Source organism: Laspinema sp. D2d, assembly GCF_025370755.1.
Taxonomy (GTDB): Bacteria; Cyanobacteriota; Cyanobacteriia; order Cyanobacteriales; family Laspinemataceae; genus Laspinema.
Genome location: NZ_JAMXFC010000013.1, coordinates 70,432 through 83,741 on the forward strand (window position 1 = coordinate 70,432; position 13,310 = coordinate 83,741).

The 13,310-nt window shown below is 42.7% G+C and carries 2 protein-coding genes; both read left to right on the top strand.

Annotated features, from left to right (window positions below):
* Positions 1-80 precede the first annotated feature (80 nt).
* Complete coding sequence (locus NG796_RS11180) at positions 81-6,107, top strand: AAA family ATPase (protein WP_261206705.1); 6,027 nt, start codon at positions 81-83, stop codon at positions 6,105-6,107.
* Between the two features lie 663 nt (positions 6,108-6,770).
* Positions 6,771-12,803, top strand: a complete 6,033-nt coding sequence (locus NG796_RS11185; RefSeq protein WP_261206706.1) for a hybrid sensor histidine kinase/response regulator — start codon at positions 6,771-6,773, stop codon at positions 12,801-12,803.
* Positions 12,804-13,310 lie beyond the last annotated feature (507 nt).

Consider the following 13,310-nt stretch of genomic DNA (forward strand, 5'->3'; position numbering starts at 1 on the left):
GCGATCGTCAAGGTAAAGCGCTCAACTTTAAACTCACAATCAGACCCTCACCCTTGATTTCATCACCTGGGAGAATCAGAATGGCTGTCAACTTAAATAACTATCAATTTTTGGAAACCCTGCACTCAGGAGGCAAAACAGTTATTTATCGGGTTCAAAACCAGGTGGATGGGTCCAAGGCGATCGTCAAAACCCTCAAATCGGAATATCCCACCCTCGCTGAGATTACCCGCCTACGCCACGAATATCAAATTTTAGAAAACCTCCACGTCAACGCCGTTATCCAACCCCTGGGGTTAGAGCCCTATAAAAACGGGTGGGCACTTTTCCTTGAAGATACCGAGTCAATATCTTTAAGTGAGTGGCTAGGTTCTCACTTTCTTTCTATCATTAAATTTCTGGAAATCGCCATTCCCCTCGTAACTGCTCTGAGCGAACTCCATAACCAGCATATTATTCATAAAGATATCAAACCTCAAAATATTATTATCAATCCCCTCACTGAAACGGTTCAACTGATTGATTTTGGCATTGCTTCCCGCCTAGAACGAGAAAGTCCTACCCTGAGTCATCCCGACTTACTGGAAGGGACTCTCGCCTATATGTCTCCGGAACAAACCGGCAGAATGAATCGCACTTTAGATTATCGAAGTGATTTTTATTCCCTGGGGGTCACTTTTTATGAATTGTTAACAGGAACCTTACCCTTTAGCAGTAACGACCCCTTAGAACTTGTCCATAGTCATATTGCCAAAACCCCGATTCCCCCCCATAAAGTCAACGCAGAAATTCCCGAAGCAATTTCTACGTTGATTATGAAATTGCTCGCCAAAACCGCAGAAGACCGCTATCAAAGTGCTGCCGGATTAAAATTTGACCTAGAAACCTGTTTAATTCAGTTACAAACCACTGGAGAAATTACCCAGTTTATTCCGGGTCATGCGGACCAAGCCGGACAACTCACCATTCCTCAAAAACTTTATGGACGGGAAGTAGAAATTGCTACCTTGTTAAACACCTTTGAACGAGTGGCAAATGGCACCACTGAAATGATGCTGGTTTCCGGCTATTCTGGCATTGGTAAAACCGTTTTAGTGGCAGAGGTTCACAAACCCATTGTGCGCCAACGGGGCTATTTTATCTCGGGTAAATTTGACCAATTTAAGCGAAATATTCCCTTTGCCTCTCTGATTCAAGCCTTCCAATCCTTAATCCTACAACTGCTCACGGAACGAGACGCCCAAATTGAAATTTGGAAAGAAAAACTCCTGAATGCATTAGGACGTAACGGACAAGTCATCATTGACGTGATTCCCGAAGTTGAACTCATTATCGGCAAACAACTCCCCGTCCCGGAACTAGCGGCCACAGAAGCCCAAAACCGATTTAGTCGAGTCTTCAAACAATTTATTAGTGTCTTTACCACAAAAGAACACCCCTTAGTTCTCTTTTTAGATGACCTACAATGGGCCGACTCCGCTTCATTAAAACTGATTGAATTGCTGATGACTGATACGGACAGTCAGTATTTCTTATTAATTGGAGCCTATCGAGATAACGAAGTCAACCCGGTCCATCCCACGATTCAAACTATCGAAAGAATCGAACAAGCCGGGACCGTTATTCATAACATTGTTTTAGATCCCCTACATCTGCATCATGTTGAACAGTTAGTTAGTGAAACGCTGAATGAAACGGTTCGCTCCCAACCCTTAGCAGAACTTTTATTTAATAAAACCGCAGGAAATCCCTTCTTCCTGACCCAACTCATTTTAAGTTTATATCAAGAAAATTTGCTGGTTTATCATTTAAGCCAGGGAACATGGCACTGGAATATTGCGCAGATTCAAGCCATTGGGATTACCGATTATACCGTGGTTGAATTAATGGCTCGCAATATCCGTAAATTGCCCCCAAACACCCAGGAAATCGTTAAATTAGCTGCTTGTATTGGGAATACATTTAATTTAGAAGTCTTAGGAATTGTCAAGGAGCAATCTAACGCCTTGACCGCAGCAGAATTATGGTTAGCCTTGCAAGCGGGGTTAATTTTACCGTTAAGTAATGATTATAAAATTCCCTTGGCCTTTAGTTCGGAGGTATCCTCCGGAATTTCCTTAACCGATGTCCGCGTAGATTATAAGTTTTTGCATGACCGAGTACAACAAGCCGCCTATTCTCTAATTCCCGAGGACCAGAAAAAACAGACCCATTTAAAAATTGGTCAACTGCTCCTACAGTCTACCACAGAGGAAGAACGGAAAGAGAATATTTTTGCCTTGGTTAATCAACTGAATTATGGGACAGATTTACTCACCTCTGATTCAGAAAAATATCAATTGGCTGCGCTGAATTTGATGGCGGGACAAAAGGCCAAAGCCGCTACGGCTTATGAATCGGCGCTTAAATATCTAAATGTGGGTTTAGAATTATTAGGAGAACGGGCTTGGAAAACTGATTATTCTCTCATTTTATCTCTTTATAATGAGGCAGCAGAAGCCGTATATCTAACGGGTGATTTTCCCCAGATGCAGGGTTTGATTGAGGTGGTTTTACATCAAGCTTTATCCCTCCTGGATAAACTCAAGGTATATGAAATCCAGATGCAAGCCTATTTAGCCCAAGGTCAGGTATTAGAATCCCTAAAGTTGGGACTGTCTGTCTTAAAGGAATTAGGAATTGACTTGCCTAATGAGCCAAATTTATCTGATGTTCAGCAAGCATTTTCCCATACCGCATCCGTTTTGGGGAATCAGGAAAATGAAGAGTTGCTGAATCTTCCCCTGATGAGCGATCCTCATCAATTGGCAACTATTAGTATTCTGTCCCATATTTGGTCCTCTGCCTATATTGGGTTTCCCTTAATGGGGCCTCTACTCGTCTGTAAACAGGTGGATTTATCGGTGGAACATGGCAATGCGCCCATTTCTTCTTTTGCCTATGCCTTATATGCCTTTTTCTTGTGTGGCTTTGGGGAGATTGAGCGCGGTTATCAGTTGGGTCAAATGGCTTTAAGGTTGGCTTCTCAATTAAATTTAAAAAATATTGAAACAAAAGTTCATGGAATTATTTATGCCGGAGTTATTCCGTGGAAAGAACCGTTAATTAACACCTTGGAACCATTGCGTTCTAATTATTTTTCGGGAGTAGAAACGGGAGAAATAGAATACGGCACTTATTCTATTTTTGAGTATAGTTATTACTCGTTTTTTGCCGGAAAGCCACTGATTTCCCTAGAACGAGAAGTGGCAAAAATTACTGAAGCTATGAAAAATGCCCACCAAGAAAACTCTTTGCAGTATCAGAAAATTGTGTGGCAAGTCATTTTAAATTTAATCGAAAAAGCAGAAAATCCCGCGAGACTGAAGGGCAGAATTTATGATAAAGAAATGATGATGGCTCCGGAGATAAAAATTAACAACCAATTGGAACAGCATTATTTTTTGACTTATAAAATCATGCTTTGTTGCGTGTTTGAACATTACTTAGAAGGATTGCAAGCGATTGAAATCCTTAAAGATTCCTTGAGCGCAGCCCCAGGACAGGTGACAGTCACCATTTATTATTTCTATGAATCTATCATTCGGTTGGCTCTGTATGAAAAGGGGTCGGAGGCTGAGAAAACTTTAATTCTTGAACGGGTTCAAGAAAATCAAGCCAAACTCCAGAAATGGGCGACTCATGCACCGATGAATTTTTTACATAAATTCTATTTAGTAGAGGCTGAACGCTACCGAGTTGTAGGGGACAAGTTGGAGGCGATCGAGATGTACGATCGCGCGATCGCCTTAGCCAAAGAAAACCACTATATTCAGGACGCAGCACTCGCCTATGAACTAAGTGGAAAATTTTATCAAGCCTGGGGGAAACAAACCATTGCCAAAGCCTACATGACTGAGGCATACTATGGTTACATTCGCTGGGGTGCGAATGCAAAAGTTAAAGATTTAGAACAACGGTATCCTGAATTATTGGCTTCCGTATTGAATCCGGCGAATCCTATACAGACGATTCCTACGACTACCTCAATCACCCATGAAACCATCACGTCATCCAGTGCGATCGATACCAGTATTCTGGATATGGCATCGGTGATCAAAGCGTCCCAAGTGATTTCTGGGGAAATTGTGCTGCCGCATTTGCTCGATAAATTGATGAAAATTTTAATTGAAAATGCGGGTGCAGAACGGGGAACCCTGATTTTATTTCATGAGGGGAAATGGTTAATTGAAGGCACGGGAACAAAAGAAGATGTACAGGTATTACAATCCCTCCCGGTTGAAGACAGTATAAACTTGGCGATCGCCGCCATTAAATATGTCATTCAAACTCAAAAAGATGTCATTCTTAATGATGCGAGTACAGAAGACTTCTTGAGTAATGACCCCTACCTTCAGATGCACCGAACCAAGTCTTTACTCTGTTTACCGATCCGCTCCCAAGGTCAACTTAAAGCCATCTTATATTTAGAAAATAATTTGATTTCTGGTGCTTTCACAACCCGGCGGGTCGAAGTTTTGAAAATGCTGTCCTCCCAAGCCGCGATCGCCCTAGAAAATGCCACCCTCTACCATACCCTAGAACTGAAAGTCGAAACCAGAACTCAGGAATTAAAAACCAAAAATGACCGCTTAAAAATTGAAATTCAAGAACGGCAACGGGCAGAACAAGCGGCTGATATGGCTAATCGAGCCAAGAGCCAATTCCTTGCCAGCATGAGTCATGAACTAAGAACTCCCCTCAACGGAATTTTAGGCTATACCCAAATTCTTAACCGGGATATATACTTAAATCAAACTCAAAAAAGCGGCATTAAAATTATTCATCAATGTGGGGAACACTTGCTCACCCTAATTAACGATGTCTTAGATTTATCCAAAATCGAAGCCGGGAAAATGGAATTACAACCTCAAGAATTCCATTTTTTGGAGTTTTTACAAAGTATTTCCGACATCTGCCGGGTTCGAGCCGAAAGTAAAGGCATCACCCTAATCTATGAACCCTCTCCTTATCTGCCCAAGGGTGTTTTTGGCGATGAGAAACGCTTACGCCAAGTGTTGATTAATTTGCTGGGAAATGCAGTCAAATTTACGGAAAGTGGTAGTGTAACCTTTCAAGTCGAATCGTTACCCCCGGCAAAGCTAGACCCGCAGCGACCCCAAATGCTCCTGCGCTTTCGCGTCCAGGATACGGGAATTGGTATTACCCCCGAACAACTCTCTACGATCTTTTTACCCTTTGAGCAGGTGAATGGGACGGTCCGTCAAACCGAAGGGACCGGATTAGGACTGGCGATTAGTCGTCAATTAGTAGAGATGATGGGGAGTACCATTCAAGTGGAAAGTGAAGCCGGAAAGGGGAGTCAGTTTTGGTTTGAATTAGAACTCCCGGTACTCGAACATTATCAAGAAGAACTCAAACAACACCTGAAAATTATCCGAGGATATGTCGGAGAACCTCGTAAAATTTTGGTCGTAGATGACCGATGGGAAAATCGCTCAGTTCTCGTGAATTTATTGGCAACCATTGGGTTTGAAGTCCAGGAAGCCAATGACGGGCAAGAATGTCTCAATCAAGTGCAGTCTTTTCAACCAGATTGCATCATCATTGATTTAGTTATGCCGGTCATGGATGGGTTTGAAGCCATGCGGCGCATTAGAAAAATGCCCGAGTTTAAAAAAGTTGTCGCGATCGGGACTTCGACCAGTATTTTATCATCAGGAGACCAGTTTTCAGAGGAAATAGGCTGTGATGATTTTCTGCTCAAACCGATTCGAGAGGAGCAACTTTTGGATTGCTTAGGCCAGCATTTAGGGTTAGAATGGATTTATGATGAGCCAGCCGCTGTGAGTGTTCAATCCAGTGATACCGATGCTCCAACCTCCTCATCTGGGGAAGCGATCGCCCCGAATACGGAAGAACTCACGATTTTATTCGATTTAGCTATGAAAGGGGAATTGGTCACCATTCAGCAACGAGTGCAACAGTTGGCTGACGGAGATCCTCGTTATGCAGCCTTTGCCACTCAGATGATTCACTTAGCGAAAACCTTTGCCGAAGAGGAATTACTCGCCTTGGTTCAAAGTTATCTGGAAGCGGGAGAATAACCCCTTGTCATCATTCCGCCCCCACAACTATACTCCTTATTATATACTCAATCCTATACAGATAGGTCTGTATAGGATTGGGTATCCGTTCAGGGGGGTTCATTGTTTTCAAGTATTCGAGACTCAACCACAACAGTTAGGGAACTCCACAAAATAAAATCTTCTATCAGAGATCCCCCCAACCCCCCTTATTAAGGGGGGCTTGAATAATTCAGCAAAACTTCTAATGCAGAAGTTTTTTTATGGAAATCCCTTAGCGAGGATGCGGTCAATAAAACAGGTCCGTTTGTTTGGGTTGGTTTATGGAAGCCTTGAGATAATCTGAGTAATTTTATGGAGTTCGAGTATTGTTTTATAAATTAAAATTAATTTTTATTAAATTTTTAGAATTTATTAAACTTTCAGGCATCTTAGTGGCATTCTAAGATTACCCAAAAAAAGACGAACTTTACACCGGCTTGTTTTCCGATGACACAGGGGTAGAGGCTGGGCTTGGAAAAGAGGTCTTCATCCCCTGAATACCACTGAGTTGAGGAGCATTACCTTCAAGGCGATCGCCACCCTTAACCGTTAAAACCCCACAACCCAAAAACCTTTTGTCCCACCTGCTGTTACTATAACCCGCTCAATTTCATCACCTGTTTTATCCCTGGGAGAATTAACATGGCTGTCAACTTAAATAACTATCAATTCCTGGAAACCCTGCACTCAGGAGCTAGAACAGTCATTTATCGGGTTCAAAACCAGCTCGATGGGTCCAAGGCGATCGTCAAAACCCTCAAATCGGAATATCCCAGTCTCGCTGATATTACCCGCCTCCGTCATGAGTATCAAATTTTAGAAAACTTTCAGATTGACACAATTATCCAACCCCTTGGGTTAGAACCTTATCAAAATGGATGGGCGCTTGTCCTAGAAGATACGGGCGCAATCTCTTTAAGCGAATGGCTCAAGTCTCATACCCTTTCTCTTATTAAATTTCTGGAAATAGCTATTGATTTAGTGGGTGCATTAAACGAACTACACCAGCAAAACATTATTCACAAAGATATTAAACCGGAAAATATTATTATTAACCCCCTCACGGAAACGATTCAACTGATTGATTTCAGCATTGCCTCACGGCTGGAGCGCGAAAATCCCACCGTCAGTCATCCCGACTTACTGGAAGGGACTCTCGCCTATATGTCCCCAGAACAAACTGGCAGAATGAACCGGAGTGTAGACTACCGGAGTGATTTTTATTCCCTAGGAATCACCTGCTATGAACTGTTAACCGGCCAGCTTCCCTTTATCAGTAATGACCCCTTAGAACTGGTCCATAACCATATAGCGAAAACCCCGATTCCCCCTCATCAACTCACTCCTCAAATCCCCGAGGCTATTTCTCAGATCATTGTCAAATTACTTGCCAAAACTGGCGAAGACCGCTATCAAAGTACACAAGGTTTAAAATATGACTTAGAAACCAGCTTATTCAGCTTACAAACCACCGGAGAAATCCACGACTTTATCCCCGGACAAGCTGACCAAGCCAGACAACTCACTATTCCTCAAAAACTCTATGGACGTGAGACCGAAATCGCAACCCTTCTCACTACCTTTGAGCGGGTCGCCTCTGGTCCAACCGAACTGATTCTGGTTTCAGGATATTCGGGAATTGGCAAAACCGTATTAGTCGCCGAAGTTCATAAACCCATTGTCCGCCAACGGGGGTATTTTATTGCCGGAAAATTCGACCAATTCAAACGAAATATCCCCTTTGCCTCCCTCATTCAAGCGTTCCAATCCTTAATTTTGCAACTGCTTACCGAACGGCAAGCTCAAATCCTTCTATGGAAAGAAAGATTACTGGATGCATTAGGAAGTAACGGGCAAATCATCATTGACGTGATTCCTGAAGTTGAACTGATTATCGGGGCCCAAGCCCCCGTCCCCGAACTGGGACCCACCGAATCTCAAAACCGATTTAGTCGGGTTTTCAAACAATTTATTAGTGTTTTTACCACGAAAAAACATCCCTTAGTGGTGTTTTTAGATGACTTACAGTGGGCCGATTCAGCTTCGTTAAAACTGATTGAACTCCTGATGACTGATACGGATAGTCAGTATTTCTTATTAATTGGGGCTTATCGTGATAACGAAGTTTCCCCGGTCCATCCCACCATTCAAACCATTGAGCGAATAGAACAAGCCAAAACCGTCATTCATAACATTGTTCTCTCTCCCTTGCAACTGAATCATGTTGAACAGTTAGTCAGTGAGACTCTGAATGAAACGGTTCGCTCCCAACCCTTAGCGGAACTCTTATTTAATAAAACTGGAGGAAATCCCTTTTTCCTGACTCAATTGCTCTTAAGTTTGTATCAAGAAAACTTACTGGTTTATCAATTGAGCGAGGGAAAATGGCACTGGAATATTGCTCAGATTCAAGCCATTGGAATTACGGATTACACCGTAGTGGAATTAATTGCCCGCAATATTCAAAAGTTGCCTAAAACAACCCAACATCTTTTAAAATGGGCTGCTTGTATTGGGAATAGCTTTAACTTAGAGGTTCTAGCCGTTATTAATGAGCAATCTAAGTCCTTGACCGCCGCACAATTATGGTTGGCCCTGCAAGCTGGGTTAATTTTACCCCTCAGTAATGATTATAAAATTCCCTTGGTCTTTAGTCCCGAGGAATCCTCTGAAATTTCCTTAACTGATGTCCGGGTTGATTATAAGTTTTTACATGACCGAGTACAACAAGCGGCCTATTCCCTGATTCCCGATGGGGAGAAAAAACAGACCCATTTAAAAATTGGGCAACTGCTGCTGGAGTCTACTAATGAAGAAGAACGAAAAGAAAATATTTTTGCCTTGGTTAATCAACTCAATTATGGGACGGATTTACTCACCACTGAAGCCGATCGCGATCAATTGGCTGCTTTGAATTTGATGGCGGGACAAAAGGCTAAAGCTGCAACGGCTTTTGAGTCTGCTCTGAAATATTTGAATGTGGGGTTAGGATTGCTCCCAGAAGACTGCTGGAACCGGCAGTATCCCCTCACTTTGGCACTCCATGAAGAAGCAGCCGAAGCCGCACTTTTGAATGGTAATTTTGAGGTCATGGAAGCGTTAGCAGCAGGGGTTGCAACCCATGCTCACATCTTACTAGATACCCTGAAAATTAATGAACTTCGCCTGAAAAGTTGCGAAATGCAAGGGGAACTGCTCAAAGGGGTCAAACTCGGCTTACACATTCTCAAAGGGCTTGGGGTAGAACTCAGCGAATCCCCAACTCCTGCTGAAGTAGAAGAGGCTTTAATTACGACCCGAGCCACCCTCAATGAAGAAAGTCTGGCTCAATTGTTAGATATGCCTTTAGTAGAAGATGAGACTAAACAGGCAATTTTACGATTGATTACAAACCTGGTTCCGGCTGCCTTTTTATCGGCTCCTTCCTTATTTATTCTGTTAGTTTGTCAGCACGTTAACTTGTCCTACCGATTTGGGAACTCGGCCTATTCTGCTTGTGGTTTTGCAGATTATGGCATTATTTTAATTGGGCTGCTGCAAGATATTGAACTGGGGTATGGATTTGGACAACTCGCGTTAAACTTGTTGAATCGCCTAGATATCAAAGAGGTCAAAACAGCAACTTTGTTTAAAGTCGCTTCATTTACGGTTCATTGGAAACATCATCTCAAGGAGACTTTAGCGCTTTTACAGGAGGCTTATTCCAGTGGATTAGAATATGGAGATATTGCTAATGCTGGCTATTCTGCTACTCAGCGATGCCAACATTTATATTGGATGGGGGTTGATCTCAATACCCTACACAAGGAAATGGCAACTTATAGTAAAGCCATTATTAAAATTAATCAACAAACTGCCTTAAAATGGCATCAACCTTTTTATCAAGGGGTTTTGAATTTAATGGGAGAAGGAGAAACTCCCTGTAAGTTAATAGGTTCTGCATATCATGAAGAACATTCGCTGCCCTTACATCTTCAAGCCAATGAGCGAACCGTTATTCATTATGTATTTTTAAATAAGTTAATTTTGTGCTATCTCTTTTATGAGTTTGAAGAAGCCCTAAAAAATGGCAATCAAGCTGAACAGTATTTAGATGGCGTCACCGGCTGGATAGCTGTGCCCTCCTTCTACTTTTACCAGTCTTTGGCCCAACTTTCAGTTTATTTCACCCGGGAGGAATCGGAGCAAGCTGTCATTCGCGATCGCATTCAAAGCAATCAAGAAAAAATGAAAACATGGGCGAGTCATGCCCCCTCAAATTTTCAGCATAAATACTACTTGGTCGAGGCAGAAAAAGCTCGGGTTTTGGGCCAAAAAATTGAAGCAATGGACTACTATAACAAAGCCATTGCAGGGGCGCAAGAAAATCAATATATCCAGGAAGAAGCCCTGGCTTATGAACTCACCGCACGATTTTACCTGTCTCAAGGAAAACAACTGCTTGCCAAATCCTACCTAACGGATGCTTATTATAGTTATATCCGTTGGGGTGCAAAGGCGAAAGTCAAAGATTTGGAACAACGCTATCCAGACTTGCTGGATGTAGTCCTGAACCCCAAATTAACATCCCCCACCCTTCAACCCCTTGCTCAACTGACCAAAGAAACCCTCGCGGGAACCAATATCATTGATGGCACGATTTTAGATATGGTATCGGTGATGAAAACGTCCCAAGTAATTTCTGGAGAAATTGTACTTCCGAATTTGCTGGACAAGTTAATGACAATTTTAATTGAAAATGCCGGTGCAGAACGAGGCGTGTTGATTTTATTGGAACATGGGGAATGGATGAGCAAAGCATCCGGGACAAAAGATCAGGTACAGGTGATGCAATCGGTCCCCATTCATCAGAGTAATGATGTGGCGATCGCCGTCGTGGAATATGTCACCCGCACTCAAAAAGATGTGATTCTCACCGATGCTAGTATAGATCCCGTCTTTAGTGGCGATGCTTATATCCGCGAACATCAACTCAAATCTATACTCTGTTTACCGATCTTCTACCAAGGCACACTCAGCGCCATTCTCTATTTAGAAAATAATCTGATTGCTGGGGCCTTTACCTCCCGGCGGGTAGAAGTGCTGAAGATGTTATCAAGTCAAGCGGCGATCGCCCTCGAAAATGCGACCCTTTACCACACTTTAGAACTGAAAGTCGAAACCCGAACGCAAGAATTAAAAACCAAAAATGACCGCTTAGAAATTGAAATTCAAGAACGGCAACGTGCAGAACAAGCGGCTGATACCGCCAATCGAGCCAAGAGTCAATTCCTTGCCAGCATGAGTCATGAACTACGAACTCCCCTCAATGGAATTTTAGGCTATGTCCAAATTCTGAGCCGGGATAAACACTTAAATCAAGCTCAAAAAAGTGGAGTGAAAATCATTCATCAATGTGGTGAACACTTATTGACCTTAATTAATGATGTTTTAGATTTGTCCAAAATTGAAGCTGGAAAAATGGAATTGCAACCTAAAGAGTTCCATTTCCCGGAATTTTTAGAAAGCATTTCCGATATCTGCCGAGTTCGGGCTGAAAGTAAAGGAATTGCCCTGATTTATGAACCCGCGCCGAATCTTCCCCGGGGTGTTTTTGGGGATGAAAAGCGCTTGCGCCAAGTGTTGATTAATTTACTGGGAAATGCGGTTAAATTTACGGAACGCGGGCGGGTAACGTTTCAAGTGGAATCTATCCCGCCTGTAAAATTAGACCCTGAGTATCCTCTAATGAGACTGCAATTTCGGATAAAGGATACCGGAATCGGGATTACCCCAGAACAACTCGTCACCATATTTTTACCCTTTGAGCAGGTAAAGGGGACCATTCGACAAACCGAAGGTACTGGGTTGGGACTGGCAATTAGTCGTCAATTAGTAGAGATGATGGGGAGTACCATTCAAGTTGAAAGTGAAGCGGGAAAAGGGAGTCAGTTTTGGTTTGACTTAGAACTTCCAGTGATCGAACATTATCAAGAAGAACCGAAAGAACTCCCTAAAATTATCCAAGGCTATGGGGGAGAAACGCGCAAAATTTTGGTAGTAGATGACCGATGGGAAAATCGCTCGGTTCTCGTGAATTTATTGACAACCCTTGGGTTTGAAGTTCAAGAGGCCAGTGATGGGCAAGACTGCCTCAATCAAGTCGAGTCTTTTGAACCCGATTGTATCATCATTGATTTAGTCATGCCGGTCATGGATGGGTTTGAAGCTATGCGGCGCATTAGAAAAATGCCTGATTTTAAAAAGGTTGTCGCGATCGGAACTTCAGCCAGTATTTTATCTCCGGCAGACCAATTGTCCCAAGAAATCGGCTGTGATGATTTTCTGCTCAAACCCATTCGGGAGGAGCAACTTTTGGATTGCTTAGGTAAGCATTTAGAGTTAGAATGGATTTATGATGAGCCAGCGGTTGTGACTGTTAAATCCAGTTTCACTGAGCCTCTAACCCCCTCTTCATCTGGGGAAGCGATCGCCCCAAAACCTGAAGAACTCGTTATTTTATTCGATTTAGCCATGAAGGGCGAATTGGTCACCATTCAAGAGCGAGTGCAACAGTTGGCCGACGCTGACCCGCGTTATGTACCCTTTGCAATTCACGTGATTCAGTTGGCTAAAACCTTCGCCGAAGAGGAATTACTAGCATTTGTGCAAGGGTATATAAAGGCCACAGAATAACCTATTGCCGTCATCAGAACCCAGAACCTTTAATCCGCCCTAACAAACGGCAAAGTTCCAGAATTATACGGAATCCAGGTCTATAAAAACCCCCACCCTTTTTGCGGAGGGTTCCGTTAAGAAAGGGCGAGGCTACAAGGAAGAAGCCTCCCTTAGCTTGCTCATCAACAAAACCGACTTTTGACAACTGGGTTTGGTATTCTATCAAATCTGGGTATCAAAAATCATTTTTATAAAGTAGCCTGTGCAGCCAGTTTTTGAACCAAAGTGCAGGCTTGGTCCGCTTTTATACTTGCTCTTGAGGGGGTAGTTTTTTTGAGTCTATCAAGACCGGCTTCCGTATTATACAAGAGTTTTAATTTTCCCTTTGAAAAAGCGGCCTAGAATGGAGAAGGAGTCATAAAAAATAGAAGTCAATCGATAAAAGTCAACTGGCAAAATTACTTAATAATTTTGATGGGGGGTGAACTGGATGTAATTTTTGTGAAAGATTCAAGGCTGAAGCCA

Coding starts and splice junctions, on each gene's coding strand:
- NG796_RS11180 (WP_261206705.1), top strand. CDS start 81: ATGGCTGTCAACTTAAATAACTATCAATTTTTGGAAACCCTGCACTCA.
- NG796_RS11185 (WP_261206706.1), top strand. CDS start 6,771: ATGGCTGTCAACTTAAATAACTATCAATTCCTGGAAACCCTGCACTCA.